The organism is Paucihalobacter ruber (assembly GCF_006494535.1).
Classification (GTDB): Bacteria; Bacteroidota; Bacteroidia; order Flavobacteriales; family Flavobacteriaceae; genus Paucihalobacter; species Paucihalobacter ruber.
In genome coordinates this window covers 273,342-288,600 of sequence record NZ_VHIQ01000001.1, presented here as the reverse complement: position 1 = coordinate 288,600, position 15,259 = coordinate 273,342, and the positions used below count along the sequence as shown (strand labels likewise).

Annotated in this window: 10 protein-coding genes; 9 read left to right on the top strand and 1 reads right to left on the bottom strand. The window is 37.6% G+C overall.

The window, feature by feature from the left end:
- The first annotated feature begins 21 nt into the window (after window positions 1-21).
- The 7 genes from FJ651_RS01305 to FJ651_RS01275 all read left to right on the top strand — a co-directional run bounded on the left by FJ651_RS01305 (window position 22) and on the right by FJ651_RS01275 (window position 9,968).
- Entirely contained in the window at window positions 22-1,923 is a 1,902-nt protein-coding gene (locus tag FJ651_RS01305) for an alpha-L-fucosidase (RefSeq protein ID WP_140988586.1), read from the top strand.
- Window positions 1,924-1,983: 60 nt separating this feature from the next.
- Window positions 1,984-2,853: an alpha/beta hydrolase gene (locus FJ651_RS01300; protein WP_246085286.1), complete on the top strand. Its 870-nt coding sequence runs from the start codon at window positions 1,984-1,986 to the stop codon at window positions 2,851-2,853.
- A 28-nt stretch (window positions 2,854-2,881) separates the two neighbouring features.
- Window positions 2,882-6,031, top strand: coding sequence for a glycoside hydrolase family 2 TIM barrel-domain containing protein (locus tag FJ651_RS01295; protein ID WP_140988584.1), 3,150 nt, complete (start codon window positions 2,882-2,884; stop codon window positions 6,029-6,031).
- A gap of 24 nt (window positions 6,032-6,055) precedes the next feature.
- Window positions 6,056-7,066 (top strand): glycoside hydrolase family 16 protein, encoded by a 1,011-nt coding sequence (locus tag FJ651_RS01290; RefSeq protein WP_140988583.1) that lies wholly within the window; start codon window positions 6,056-6,058, stop codon window positions 7,064-7,066.
- A complete protein-coding gene (locus tag FJ651_RS01285; protein WP_246085285.1) occupies window positions 7,059-8,234 on the top strand; it encodes a glycoside hydrolase family 43 protein in 1,176 nt (391 codons plus the stop codon). Before FJ651_RS01290 ends, FJ651_RS01285 begins: the two co-directional genes overlap by 8 nt.
- Window positions 8,235-8,318: 84 nt before the next feature.
- Entirely contained in the window at window positions 8,319-9,230 is a 912-nt protein-coding gene (locus tag FJ651_RS01280) for an aminotransferase class IV (RefSeq protein ID WP_140988582.1), read from the top strand.
- Between the two features lie 6 nt (window positions 9,231-9,236).
- Entirely contained in the window at window positions 9,237-9,968 is a 732-nt protein-coding gene (locus FJ651_RS01275; RefSeq protein WP_246085284.1) for a sulfotransferase-like domain-containing protein, read from the top strand.
- Between the two features lie 25 nt (window positions 9,969-9,993).
- Here FJ651_RS01275 and FJ651_RS01270 read toward each other — a convergent pair whose 3' ends face one another.
- Window positions 9,994-10,881 carry a phospholipase A gene (locus FJ651_RS01270; protein WP_246085283.1) on the bottom strand — a complete coding sequence of 296 codons (888 nt, stop codon included), beginning with the start codon at window positions 10,879-10,881 and terminating at the stop codon, window positions 9,994-9,996.
- A gap of 207 nt (window positions 10,882-11,088) precedes the next feature.
- On the opposite strand from FJ651_RS01270, the gene FJ651_RS15855 reads away from it, so the two are divergent.
- The gene (locus FJ651_RS15855) at window positions 11,089-11,346 is read left to right on the top strand and encodes a sulfotransferase-like domain-containing protein (RefSeq protein ID WP_394348075.1); all 258 of its coding nucleotides are present in this window, start codon (window positions 11,089-11,091) and stop codon (window positions 11,344-11,346) included.
- A gap of 238 nt (window positions 11,347-11,584) precedes the next feature.
- The gene (locus FJ651_RS01265; protein WP_140988581.1) at window positions 11,585-14,785 is read left to right on the top strand and encodes an IPT/TIG domain-containing protein; all 3,201 of its coding nucleotides are present in this window, start codon (window positions 11,585-11,587) and stop codon (window positions 14,783-14,785) included.
- Window positions 14,786-15,259 lie beyond the last annotated feature (474 nt).

Genomic DNA, 15,259 nt, shown 5'->3' with positions numbered 1-15,259 from the left:
AATTTAAACAGATTGTTTCTAATGTTTATTACCATCATTTTTATGATGGATTATTCGCAAGCGCAATCGTCAAAAAATGAAGACCACACCAATTTCATAATCAATGCAGATTTTGAAACGGGCAACTTAAGCGGTTGGAATCATTGGAAAACGAGAAGTGCTGTAATTACTGAAGATGCATTTTCGGGGAAATACGCTGTAAAAATTGGCCCAGAAAGAGGGTTTTGTATTCAAGAAACGAAAGTAAAATCAAACAGTTTGTACCGTATTTCGGCCTATGTAAAAACAACTTCAGGTGCTGAAGAAGTACAACTCGTGGTGAGTGATTTTGGCGGTCCCGAAAAATCAGTATCAAGTGCAAAAACGGAATACACCCGGGTAAGTCTCGATTTTCAAACGGCTTATAGCACAGATAAATTACTCATTTCTTTAACACATCCCTCAGGAAATGGATTTGGATTTGCAGATCAAATAGAACTTCAATATTTAGGAGAAGCGCCCGAACCAACGATTCAAGAATTTGTGAAGATTCCTGAACGCATTTTAAAAGAAGAAGATGGCGTAGCGCAATTACCCAATGATAAAATGAAATGGTTTCTAGACGACAAGTTTGGGATGTTTATTCATTGGGGAGTTTATGCTGCTATGGATGAAGGTGCTGAATGGGTAAGACATCAAGAAGCTTGGGGACATGAGTATTATCAAAGAAGAGCTAGAAACCCCCAAAAGGGTTTTACAGCTTCAAAATTCGACGCCAATGAATGGGCGGCTTTGGCAAAAAAAGCAGGAATGAAATATATGGCCTTAACCACGAGACATCACGACGGATACGCGCTTTTTGATAGCAAACACCCTTTTAGCTGGACAAGTCAAAAAGATTTAGGCAGAGATTTTATCAAGGAATATACCGATGCAGTAAGAGCGTCCGGACTTCATGTGGGTATGTATTATTCGCCTATGAGCTGGCGATATCCCGGCTATTATGACGTCACGGGAAAAGATGTAAAACCCAACGTTTGGGGCTATAAAACAGCTGCATGGCACAAAGAAGACGCACGCGATATGAAAGAGGAAGTCTATGAGCAAGTAACTACCCTTTTTACAAATTACGGAAAAATAGATTATATGTTTTGGGATGGCGGTTGGCTGGGTCAATCAATCAACCCTGAATTAGAAAAGCGTTTTTGGGATCCCGGATATTTTCAAAATCCAAACAACGAATGGCCTATTGATAAAAAATATATCACCAAAGACGATGCTACCGGCAAAGCTTTAGGTATTATGGGATTGGTTCGAAAATACCAACCCGATTTGATTGTAAACGAGCGTTTTTCTTGGGTGGGTGATGTGCATGCAGAAGAAGGCGTAAGTGCTACTACAGGCGATATTCGTTTTGAACATTACGGCGAAAAATGTGTGAGTTTGCAAAAAGGTGGTTGGGGTTACAGACCCAATAGAGAGATTTTTTCTTTTGAAGAGGTAGCTGTTTATTTATCTAATTGTGTGGTTAGAAATATCAATTTATTATTAAATGTCGCTCCGGATAGAGAAGGTGTCATTCCTCAAAACCAGCAAGAGGTGTTGCTTAAAACGGGTAATTGGCTATCGAAAGTTGGTAACGCCGTTTATGGAACAAGAGGTGGGCCTTGGCAACCACTTTTTGGCGAATATGGTTTTACTTTTAAAGAGAATAAAATCTACTGTCATATTTACGAAGGCTATCGAGATTTGAACACAAATACTTTTACAACGCAATCATTGGGAAGTAAAAAGGTAAGTAAAGTGACCAATCTTATGGATGGCAAAGAACTTAAATGGTCGAAGAACAAAGACAAATCAATCACAATAAGTGATGTTGATTATACATTAAATTCTGCAACCACGATTTTGGAAATTACACTAACTGAATCTGTATTTAAATAAAATTCTATGGGTCAAGTACTAAAGGTTGTAAAATTCAAAATCTATGTTATAATATTTATAATGGCAACAACTTCTTTTTCACAATCAAATGAATTTGAAATCTGGAAAAATGGCATTCCAAACTCAATTAATAATAGGGATTATCAAGAAATTTACGAAAACGAAATAGGCAAAATAAGCAAAGTTACCAATCCCACACTTACTGTTTTTATTCCGGAAAACCCCAATGGAACATCTGTAATCATATGTCCGGGAGGAGGTTATGCGTATTTGTCTATTGATAAAGAAGGCTATAAACCGGCGCAATGGTTTAATTCGTTAGGCATTACCGCTTTTGTGTTGAAATATCGATTGCCAAGTGATGATATCATGGAGAACAAATCCGTTGGTCCTTTACAAGATGCTCAAGAATCTGTTAGACTTATTCGAAGAAATGCCTCAAAGTGGAATTTAAACCCCGATAAAATCGGCATCATAGGTTTTTCTGCCGGTGGACATCTTGCGGTGACTTTGTCAACGCAATACGATGAAAAGACCTATCAAGCTCAAGATACGACAAGTGCAAAACCTAACTTTTCAATGCTAATTTACCCGGTAATTTCAATGACTGACGAAATTGTGCACAAAGGCTCAAGAAATAAATTATTAGGGAAAAATAGTTCTTCAGAGTTGAATGATAAATATTCTCCCGAAAAGCACGTGACAACTCAAACACCTCCGGCATTTTTAGTCCACGCACTTGATGATGGCGGTGTTTCTTTTGAAAATAGTATGGTTTATCTTGCTGCTTTGAAAAAACACAATGTACCTGCCGAAATGCACATTTACGAAAGTGGCGGACATGGCTTTGGATTAGGAAACAAAGGAACGAGTCAATTTTGGACTGAAGCTTGTTTAAAATGGTTACAACTAAGTAAAATTATCAATTGAAATATTACCATATTAAAATATTAATATTATGAAAATACATCACTTAACTTTGGTACTGCTTTTTATAAGCATTATATCATGCCAGAACAAAATGATAGAAAAACCAACATATACAGCTGAAAAATGGGAAAATCCCGAATGGGAAAACCCCGAAATTTTTGAAATAAACAGAGCGCAGCCAACAGCTACTTTTTATCGCTATCCAACAGCCAACGAAGCCTTATCAAATGATAGCTGGCAAAATTCACCGGCTTATGTGTCGCTTAACGGTACCTGGCATTTTTATTATGCCGATAGCGTTCAGGCAAGACCTACAAATGTTCATAAAAATGATTTTGACACTTCAGGGTGGGATGATATTGAAGTACCTTCAAATTGGGAGTTGAAAGGTTATGGTATTCCTGTGTACACCAATATCAAATACATGTTTCCGGCCAATCCGCCATATATTCCTCATGATATTAACAATAACGGAACTTACAAACGCAGTTTTATCATTCCAAACGATTGGGATGGCAAAGATATTTTCCTGCACTTTGCAGGTGTAAGTGGCGCCATGTACATTTGGGTTAACGAAGATTTTGTGGGCTATAACGAAGGCAGTAAAACCGCTGCCGAATTTGATATTACCTCTAAAGTAAAGCCCGGTAACAACACTGTTTCGGTTCAGGTGTTGCGATGGAGCGACGCCAGTTATATGGAAGATCAAGATTTTTGGAGACTTTCGGGGATAGAGCGAGATGTGTATGTATATGCTACAAATAAAGCTACCATCAAAGATTTTAGAGTTATTGCCGATTTAGAAAACAACTATCGCGATGGTGTTTTTAATTTAGATGTTCAGCTTCATAACAATTCAAATGAAATCATCGATGAAACGGTTTCGGTGAAACTCTTAGATGATCAAAATAACGAAGTGTTTTCAGAAGATAGAGCTGTTAAATTGGAATCTGGAAGAAGCAATTTCAATTTTAACACGACGATTTCCGATGTAAAATCATGGAATGCAGAATTCCCAAATCTCTATAATTTGGTAATGACTTTTAGTGGCGAATCTACGGCTGTAAAAGTAGGTTTTAGAAACGTAAAAGTCGAAAATAGTCAGCTTTTAGTTAACGGTATGCCTATTCTGATTAAAGGAGTAAATCACCACGATCATGATGATACAACCGGACATGTGGTTGGTAAAGACCTTACCAAGAAGGACATGGAAGTTATGAAACAAAATAACCTTAACGCCATTAGATGCAGCCACTACCCAAAAGATCCACATTTTTACAGATTGGCCGATATGTATGGATTCTATGTAATTAATGAAGCTAATATTGAAACGCACGGAATGGGTGTAACTGCCGAAGTCAATAGAGAACCTGAAAAGAAACTGGTGCATCCGGCCTATCTTCCGGAATGGAAAGGAGCGCATATGGACAGAACGGTTAGAATGTTTGAGAGGGATAAAAACTATCCGAGCATCATCATCTGGTCTCTGGGCAACGAAGCTGGAAATGGCGAAAATTTCTTTGATACTTATGCCTGGTTAAAAGAAAATGACAAGACCAGACCGGTTCAATACGAAGGTGCTGTTGGTATGGAAAACTCTGATATTGAAGCACCCATGTATTGGACCATCGAGCAAATGAAAAAATATGTTGAAACCGATGGTAAAAAACCACTCATTCAATGCGAATATGCGCATGCTATGGGTAATAGTTTGGGTAATTTTCAGGACTATTGGGATGTAATTGAAAGCTATCCCACTATGCAAGGCGGTTTTATCTGGGATTGGGTAGATCAAGGTTTATTAACCCAAAACGAGGCCGGTGAAAGCTATTGGGCCTATGGTGGCGACTTGGGTGGTGCTCACTTGCAAAACGATGGTAATTTTTGCTTGAACGGAATCGTTAACCCCGATCGTTCTATTAAACCAACCACACTTGAAGTGAAAAAGGTTTACCAGTATGTGCAATTTAAGCCTGTGAATTTAAAATCAGGTCAAATAAAAGTTATCAATAAGTTCGATTTTACAAATTTAAATTCCCTCGATTTGTCTTGGGATTTGCTCGAAAATGGAAAAACGATCGCCTCAGGTAATTTAGAAAAACTCGATGTAGAACCGCAAAAAGTTGCAGACATCACTATTAATTTGCCTGCTTTAACCAATGCTTCAGCCGACTACCATTTAAATGTTTATGCTAAAAAATCTGAGGCCGGCAGTCTCATTCCTAGGGGACATGTCATGGCGTATGAACAGCTTGAGTTGCAAAAAGGCATATTTATACCAAATCAAATTGAAGGTTTAAACGGAATTGAAGTCACCAAAACCGAAAAGATTTTAGCACTGGCCAATGACAATTTTAGTGTTGAATTTGACAATAACACCGGCAAGATGTTAACCTTAGATTACGGCAACGGAAACGTATTGCTGCAAGGATTCAGCCCAAACTTTTGGCGCGCTGCTACCGATAACGACTTCGGATTTAAAATGCCACAAAAATTAGGGGTTTGGAAAAAAGCTTCTGAAAATCAATTATTAGAAAGTATTGAAAGTAGTATTGTTAATGACAAACTTCACGCCGTAAAAGTAATTTATAATCTACCCGATGCACAAGATGCTAAGGTGGTGATGGATTATATATTTTATGCAGACGGTAGTTTTAAATTGAACACGTCTCTTGAAAATGTTCAGGAAACACTGCCTATTATGCCAAGATTCGGTACCAATGTTATTGTAGATAATCAATATAATAACCTAGCATGGCTGGGACGCGGTCCGCACGAAAATTATCAAGACCGAAAAACATCGGCACTGGTGGGTTTATATGAAGCAGAAGTAGCCGATTTGTACTTCCCGTACATTCGTCCGCAAGAAAACGGTTATAAAACTGAAACACGCTGGGTGCAATTCACCAATTCAGAAGGTAAGGGGATTAAAATAACAGGACCTGAACATTTAAGCTTTAGTGCGCATCATCAGTACAATTCCGATTTTGATGCCGGTGAAACAAAACAACAACGGCATACCACCGATATCGTGAAAAGAGATTTGGTGAATATCAATATCGATGCCATTCAAATGGGTGTTGGTGGCGATAATAGCTGGGGCGCTATGCCACGCAAAGAATATCGCATTAAAGCAGAAAACAGAACCTATTCATTTTTTGTAATGCCCATCAAATAAAGAAATAACGCTCAAAAATTACCTATGATTTTTAATGAAAAATTACCTTTAGTTGTTTTGATGTTTGCAACCATGATGCTTTTTTGTAGTTGTGAAAACAGTTCAAATATATCATCAGTGAAAATTGAAAGCACTAATGAAGTCATTCAAATAAATCCTTTCGAACCTGACAATAGTACGCCACCTCAAAAAATTAATGGTTATGAGTTAGTTTTTAATGACGAATTTAACCACGAAGGCCCAATGAAAGAAACCTATTGGCGCGCCGAAACCGGTTTTGTTCGAAATAATGAACACCAGTGGTATCAGACTAAAAATGGCTATTGTTCCGGTGGAAGACTCGTGATAACCGCTAATAAAGAACGCGTTAAAAATCCGGATTATGATGAAACCAGCTCCAATTGGAAAATCAATCGGGAATACGCCGATTATACTTCGGCCAGTTTTATTACAAAAAAGGAATACCATCAAAAATACGATTCCGTCATGATGATCATGAGAGCTAAATTGCCACTAAAAAATGGGGGTGAAGAAGATTACGGTGTTTGGCCGGCATTTTGGACCACAGGTGAAGGTCCCTGGCCACATGGTGGAGAAATCGATATTATGGAATACTACAACGGACGAATGATGGCAAACTTTGCCGTAAAAGGTAAAAAAGGAGCCAAGTGGCAAGGCAATAAAGAAGAAAACGCACCTAACTCATATCTAAAAAATATCATCGAAGGAAAAGCTATTGGATTTAAAGCTGATTCAACCTGGCTGCAACAATACCATGTTTGGAAATTAATTGGTGATGGCAGATTTTTAAGTGTATATCTCGATGATGTATTTATGTCGAGAATTGCCTTAAATACAAAAAATGAAGATACCTCGGTAAGAGCATATCCTTTCATGGGAAACACTTGTAATTATTGGATCAATCTGGCTGTTGGCGGCAATCCGCATCCCGATTTGGAACAATTGGATCAAACAGAATTTCCGCGTCAATATGAAATTGATTACGCTAGAATTTATGTGCTTAAAAATGAATAAAAGAAATCTTTGTTTGATGATACAATTTGGCTGTAATCGCCTGTTGGTTGCTATTCTATTTATCGCTTTGTTTGCCTGTAATTCAGACAATTCAAAATACAATGCTTTCACTCCCGGAGAATTATGGTTAGATGATACTAATGAGCATATCAATGCTCACGGCGGCGGCTTTTTATATCACAACGATACCTATTACTGGTTTGGCGAACACAAAGGAAGCGGCAAGGACGGCAGCAGGGCCTTTGTGGGAGTTAGGGTGTACTCTTCCAAAGATCTATACAATTGGAAAAATGAAGGCGTGGCATTACAGGTGGTAAAAGATACGCTTTCAAAGTTGCAGGAAGGTTGCACCATAGAACGACCTAAGGTTATTTACAACGAAACAACCAATAAGTTTGTGATGTGGTTTCATCACGAATTAAAGGGCGAAAAGTACAAAGCTGCTTTAACAGGCGTGGCTGTTTCAGATCATATCACCGGTCCATACCAATACATTGATAGCTTTAGAATCCATGCCGGCGTTTTGCCATTAAATATGAGCCAAGAAGAGTTTGATAGCATTCCGGAAATTAACGAGAATCAAAAATTAACCAAACAAATTCGTATTGATCAAGCCAAATCCGGAGAGCTCTTTAAGCGCGATTTTTATGGCGGACAAATGTCGAGAGATATGACCGTTTATGTAGATGATGATGGAACGGCTTATCACATTACAGCTTCCGAAGAAAATCAAACCATGTTGATTTCTAAATTGTCAGACGATTATTTATCGCTTTCAGGTGAATACATCCGAATTTTACCCGGCGAACGCAACGAAGCGCCGGCGATTCTAAAGAAAAATGAAAAATACTATATGTTCACCTCAGATCTCACCGGTTGGGATCCCAATCCGGCACGACTGTCGGTTGCAGACGCTATAATGGGAGAGTGGGCTTTATTAGGTAATCCTTGTGTTGGTACAGAAGAACAAGTTAATACCACCTTTTGGTCGCAGAGTACTTACATCATTCCGGTTCAAGGCAAAAAAGACGCTTTTATTTTTACAGCCGACCGATGGAAACCAGAAAACCATATTGATGGCCGCTACATTTGGTTACCGGTAAAATTCAAGAATAACATTCCTTATCTGGAATGGGCAGACCGTTGGGATTTGTCGGTTTTTGATTAGAATTTCAATTTCTTCAACATAATTTTGGTTGAACTTTAAAAATTATATTTACATTTAGTCATCAACTAAAAAAGGTGTAAATCTATGATTCACGGTACGCATAACGCTGTTCAAGACGAAAGAAATAACAATGTACTCATCTCCATTAACGGTGAGCTGTTCCACAGAAACGATGCTAAAATTTCTGTTTTCGACAGCGGTTATTTGGTGGGCGATGGCGTATGGGAAGCCTTTAGGGTGCATCACGGTAAAATGATTTTTGTAGATGACCATCTTAGCAGATTATGGCAATCGGCCAAGGTCATTGGCATCCATATACCATTTTCAAAAGAAGAGCTGATGGCGCAAATTCAGCAAACTTTAGATGCCAATCAAATGAAAGATTATATTCATGTGCGAGTCATGCTCACAAGAGGAATTAAAAAAACGCCTTCGCAAGATCCCAGACTCACTATTTCAGGGCCAAATGTGGTGATTATTGCCGAACACAAGCAAGCATCTACTGAAACCAAAAATAAAGGCGTTACGTTATTTACCTCTACCTATCGTCGCGGCTCACCCGATTATTTAGACCCAAGATTAAATTGCCACAGTAAATTACATGAAGTGCAAGCGCTTATTCAGGCCATCGAAGCCGGTGCAGACGAAGCACTCATGCTAGACATCCACGGATTTGTGTCCACCTGCAATGCTACCAATTTTTTTATGGTGAAAGGCGATGAGGTCTGGACATCAACCGGTGCCTACTGCATGAACGGAATTACAAGAGGTAAGGTGATTGAGTTGTGTGAACGTAAAGGAATTGTTTGCCATCAAAAAAACTTTTCGCTATTTGATGTTTATGGAGCCGATGAAGCCTTCGTTACCGGCACTTTTGGCGGACTCACACCGGTAACAAAAATTGACGGAAAACCCATTGGCACCAAAACCCCCGGAGATATTACAGCTGAATTAAGCAATTTATACGCGCAACTGGTATCGCAACAATTTAATTGACAGGAAATGGCAATAGATACAATCAAACGCATATCACTCTGGTCTGGTCCGCGAAATATCTCAACCACCTTAATGTACAGTTTCGCTCAACGCAGCGATGCCATGGTCTTTGACGAACCACTCTACGGATACTACCTTAAGAATAATCCTGCTGCCAAGGCCTATCATCCCGGTGCTGAAGACATCATAAACACTATGGAAACAAGTGGTGAAAAAGTAGTGGAGATGATGCTCACCGAAGCATCAAAACCGGTGTTGTTTTTTAAAAACATGACCCACCATTTACCGGGATTGGATTACGGATTTTTAAAAAATATGGTGAATATTATTCTAACGCGTCATCCTGAGGAAATGCTGCCTTCTTACGCTAAGGTGATTGTTAATCCGCAATTACACGACGTTGGCTACAAATTGCATGTAGATTTACTTCGTTATCTTCAATCGCATAATATTCCGGTGGTGGTGTTAGATGCTAAAAAAGTATTACTCAACCCTAAAGAACAGATGCAAAAGTTATGTGAGTTAATAGGCATTCCATTTGAAGAAGCCATGCTGTACTGGCCTGCCGGTGCCAGACCCGAAGACGGTTGCTGGGCAAAATATTGGTATGCCAGCGTTCACAACTCAACGGGGTTTTTACCCTACCAACCAAAAACAGAATTATTCCCTGAACACTTAAAGCCTTTATTGGAGGAATGTATGCCTTATTATAGAGAGTTGGAGCGGTTGGCGTTGTAAAAATAGATATAGCTATTCCAGATGTTTACCAATTCGCAAAAGAAACGCCAAGTCCAAAGGTGGTTTGTCGGTGGTTGTAATCAATTAAAGTCTCGCCGTAGCCTTCAAATAATTGCGCGTGTCCGCGAAGATTACCTTTAATGGGGAACACATAATTTAACTGTATGCTGCCACCTTGCCATCGGTCAAAAGGATGGGTGATAATGCTGTAAAATTGATGTCGTTTGTATGAATAGGCCACGTTAATTTCGCCATTACCTATATAGTTGGTGATTAACGGATTTTCATCATCAGTGTCATTAAGTCTTATCCAGGGTTGTAAGGTTATAATCCATCGGTCCCATTCGTAACCAAGGTGAAAAATAATTCTATTCCAGCTTCTTGAATTGGGTAAATTACCACCGTTAGATTGGTGGTTAAACATCATTCCAACCGATTTAAAGCGTCCGCCCATAAACTTTACATTCACAGGATATTTAAAAATCAATTCAGGTTCATAATTCAGTTCTCTAAAAGCTCTTGAGATGTTAACGTTGTAAACCTGCCAGTGTGCCTTTTGGGTGTAGCCTATCCAAAGGTCACCCTTATCCCAAAACATTCCTTGTAGTACTTTGGTTTTAAAGCTCAATTGAAATTTGGCTTCAAGCTGGTTGTATTCGTTAGGTTCGGTAGCAGAATAGTCGGGGTTTTCACTTTGGGGTAGGTTATTTGGATTGCTTGACCATCTTGCTGCCGTTACAAAAATAGGTTTATAAGACATCAACCTGAAGGTGCCGCGCCGTTGATCGCTTTCCAGTTCCCAGCGTTGGGAATAGGTTTTGTTAGTGTACTCCGGAATAGAATCCAGAATTACCTGAGCATTTAAAAGCGCACTAAAACTCCATAACGAAATAAATAGAATAATGTATTTCAATAGCGTCTATTTTTTTTAATGTTTATTAAGTGACCGGTTATTCTGACTTTTCTAAATTAAGGTGTCCTCTTCATCAGAACGGTTGGTTACTTTAGATTAGTTTTTGTGAACTCTTAACTCCCAATCGTATCTCTCTCAAACCATAGCTAATATAGACAAAAATACTGCTAACAAATCAACTAACTTTAAAAATCGTCACTAACTAAGATAGCGCTCAACTCCAAAGAACAAATTCAAAAGTTATGCGACTTTATTGTTATTCCATTTGATAAATCGATATTAATTTGGCCAGTCGGCGCTAGCCCTCAAGATGGTTGCTGGGCAAAATACTGGTATACTAATGTACACAGCTCAAGGGGGTTTCTACCTTATCACCCCAAAATAGAAGCATTTCCTAAACACTTAGAGCCTTTATTAAAGAATTGTATAACATATTATAAAGAGTTGGAACAGTTAGGATTGTAAAATATCGCCACAAAAACATTGATTTTACATAAAATGATGTATTTCATCGATTTTATTGGATAATTTATCGATTTTTCGTTTTCAACTACTATGTTTGTATGTGCTTTGCTTTCAGGTGATAAGCTTTAACGACTAAATTTTTGCCGATTGAAAGAATTTTATTGAATAAAATATAACACAATAATTAAAACGAAAAAATTATGATTTAAAAAAATGTATTAATAAAAATACAAAACTCATGAAAAAAAATCAAATGTCCCAAACTCGATTTGTTCTTTTTCTTTTAACAGTAATATCAACCATTTTTATTCAAGCTCAACCTACAATTACGAATGTTGTTCCCTTACGAGTTACCAATGGTTCTACTGTTACTATAACAGGAACAGGATTCACAAACAATGCAAATACCACCGTAAATTTTGGAGGTAGTACAGCAGGATTTACAATTACTTCTAGATCAACTACCGAAATTGTTTTAAACATTACTGGCAACCGTTCCGGAGCACCAACTGTCGTGGTAAATGGTAATGCATCAGCACCTAGTGCCCTATCATTAATATATGTAGCGCCAATAATTAGAAACAACGACGATAGTATAAGAATCAATAAAATTTATACAGATTTCGACGGATTCTGGGAGTCTTCTAGCACTAGCAACAATAGTGCTAATCAACCAAATACTAGTCACAATTTGTTAGGATTTGAATTTAATGGCGTTACCTATTCTACTGGTGTCAATGATGCTTCATTAAGCGCCAACAATGTTTCATTTAACGCACAATATTACAGAGCTTTTTCCACCAGAGGCGTTATTGGGAGAACTCACAATAATTTGTTCCTTGCTATGGCAGATCTCATTGATGGTACTGCTCACAATGCATTAGGTAATCCTAATTCACCAAATATTGATGGATTAACAAGCTATGACGTATTGATTGACGGACTTAATGGATTAGACCTAGGAACCGGTATTACCAATTTTAATACACAAGCATCTATTAAGTTTACTAGCGATAACATTCAGCCTGGTCCAAGTGAAACATTTTTTACAGATAACATTCCAGATGTTGTTTTTACCCAAATTGCTCAACCCAACGGATCAGATATTTACTATTTCTCAGATATTGATGGTAATGTTGTAGGCACGCCCATTAGACTTACTTTGGCAAGCTTCTCTCCTATTGGAACGTATCGATTAGATTTATTCACTTTTCCTAACAATACAGATATTGACATTGCAACACCAAATGGAAATAGAAGGGTTGATCAAAGAACACGAGATATACGTATGTTAGGTCTCCGTTTTTCAGATTTTGGTATCAATATCAACAACTACTCGAATGTGCATTCTTTAACTATGTCTGCCGGTGGCGGTGCTGACTTGGCTTTTATTGCTTACAATACAGAATCATTCAAAATTAAAGCACCAGTTATTATTTCAGCGCCAAACCCGGTTAACATTTGTAAATTACCCTATAACGATGATGTTACCTTTTCTGTTATCGCAGGTGTTGATGGAGGTGGTGCAACACCAATTTTTTATCAATGGAAAAAAAATAATATTGTTATCCCAGGAGCCAATTCTAGTTCGTACACCATACCAGGGCCTGTAGAAAACTCAGATTTCGCAACTTATAAAGTGGAAGTTTTTAACGACTTTGGCGCTATTGTAGCCGCATCGGCTGTTTTGAAATTAGGTGGTCAAACATCGGTATGGAATGGAAACTCATGGAATAATCCTCCTAATAATACTAGCAGTCTAGTTTTTGCTGCAGATTACGATAGTTCAACCAATCTATTGGGTGATAAACTTCAGGGCTGCGATTGTAAGATTAATAATGATGTAACCATTACTATAGCCTCTAATGATGTCATGGTTTTGCAAAACGCTTTAAGTTTGGAACCTTTTAAACCAGCAGAATTCAACGTTCCAATTTTTGATGAAGATGGTAACCAAACCGGTGTAATGGATATTCCTGCACAACAAGCTGGAAAATTAATCATTGAAAATAACGGTAGTTTGGTTCAAATTAATGAAACAGCTAATAACTCAGGTAAAATAATTTATAAACGAACTGCAACCAATTTAAAACCGTTTGATTATGTGTATTGGTCTTCACCAGTGGAAGATTTTGATGTTTCAGGTTTATCTAGTTACTCAACCCCTCAATTTCAATGGAACCCTAACGTGGCTAATCCCAATGGTACTTTCGGGAATTGGACGGCAGCATCTGGAACTATGAATGTTGGAGAGGGTTATATCTCAAGAGTTAATAACGCTAATGATTTTACGGTTACATTTGAGGGAGCACCACATAATGGTGTTTATACAAAATCCCTTTCTGGAACCGCAAATCCTACACCATCCACAAATTATTGGAACTTATTAGGGAATCCATATCCTTCTTCAATTAATGCTGAAGACTTTCTTCTGGCAAATACTGCCATAGAAGGTACTGTTAGAATTTGGACTCATGGTTCTTCAATTGGTTCATATTCCAGTCCGTTTTATCAAAATTTCTCACAAAATTACAATCCCAATGACTACATTATTTATAATGGAACAGCTGCAATCCCACCAGGATTTAATGGTAAAATTGCCTCAGGTCAAGGTTTCTTTGTTCAAGGGATTTCAGGTGTTGGAAGTGTGACTTTCAATAATCTGCAACGTTATAAAAATGGTCTTCCAGCCTATGACAACAGCCAGTTTTATCGTAATTCTGCACAAGATAACGAATTATCAACATCACTTGAAGCCCAAAAATCTGTGATGTGGTTAAGTATAATTAATGAATCAAATGATTCGCACTATAACATAGCCGTGGGATACGTTGCTGGCGCTACTTATAACAAAGATCGTATGTATGACACCACTTTGGGAGATGAGAATGGTTTACTGTTTTATTCGCTTTTAGACACTAACGAAGAATTAGTAATACAAGGCCGTCCTGCACCGGTAGACATTTCTGATTTGGTTCCTTTGGGCTTTACGGCACCTTCAAGCGACCAGTACAGTATTGTAATTGACCAAATAAGCGGAGAATTTGTAGCGGATAAGGATATATATTTAGAAGATAAATTCTTAAATATTACCCATGATTTAAAAGTCGCTCCCTATAATTTTTCGTCAGATAAAGGGACTTATAATAATCGATTTAACTTGAGATATACTAATAATACTTTAAGTATTGATGACAATACAATGCTTGATAATTCTACTATTGTTTATGTTAACGATGGTCAATTACATATTAAGACCAGCACAGATTTTGATGCAATTAGAGCATTTGATATAACAGGAAAGCAAATTTTAAGTTATACCTCGTCAGGTTTGGGAATGCAAGATTTAGCAACACCTTTCTCATTTTCTAATGGGGTTTATATTGTTCAAATAGACTTTAATAGCGGCAACACTATTAATAGAAAAATTGTGAAGTAGGATTCTTGAAATTTATTTAAATAAAAAAAATCCGTCTCAAAAATTAATTTGGGACGGTTTTTTTTTGAAGTTACCATGGAAAAACACTTTTTATATATCTAACTAAATTAAGACTCTTTTTGGCAATTGCTTTAAGACCTTAAGCACCAGTTTAACAAGGTTCATGGGTCAATTGCCTTTGGGTAAAAAAGCCATTATGATTTAAATTTGACATAGTATATTTAACATTCTTTATCCTTATTATAATTCGCAGTCTGTCTGCGCTTCATGTAGAGTCGGAGGGATTTTAGTTCCTTTGATTCCATAGTTGCAAATAAAACTGGTTGTCTTTACAAGTCAGGTACTTTAAATAAAAACCATTCAAGTAAACTTGATGGGTTATCAAATGGAATGATCTAACGGTACTTAACTTTTTTACGAATGCTGTAATTTTAAACGAACGAGCAAAAGGAGTTTAATTTGGTAAAATGAGGA

What these genes read in the sequence shown, in the direction of transcription:
- FJ651_RS01285 (WP_246085285.1), top strand. Translation starts at nt 7,059, where the DNA reads ATGAATAAAAGAAATCTTTGTTTGATGATACAATTTGGCTGTAATCGC.
- FJ651_RS01290 (WP_140988583.1), top strand. Translation starts at nt 6,056, where the DNA reads ATGATTTTTAATGAAAAATTACCTTTAGTTGTTTTGATGTTTGCAACC.
- FJ651_RS01295 (WP_140988584.1), top strand. Translation starts at nt 2,882, where the DNA reads ATGAAAATACATCACTTAACTTTGGTACTGCTTTTTATAAGCATTATA.
- FJ651_RS01265 (WP_140988581.1), top strand. Translation starts at nt 11,585, where the DNA reads ATGAAAAAAAATCAAATGTCCCAAACTCGATTTGTTCTTTTTCTTTTA.
- FJ651_RS01300 (WP_246085286.1), top strand. Translation starts at nt 1,984, where the DNA reads ATGGCAACAACTTCTTTTTCACAATCAAATGAATTTGAAATCTGGAAA.
- FJ651_RS01280 (WP_140988582.1), top strand. Translation starts at nt 8,319, where the DNA reads ATGATTCACGGTACGCATAACGCTGTTCAAGACGAAAGAAATAACAAT.
- FJ651_RS01305 (WP_140988586.1), top strand. Translation starts at nt 22, where the DNA reads ATGTTTATTACCATCATTTTTATGATGGATTATTCGCAAGCGCAATCG.
- FJ651_RS01275 (WP_246085284.1), top strand. Translation starts at nt 9,237, where the DNA reads ATGGCAATAGATACAATCAAACGCATATCACTCTGGTCTGGTCCGCGA.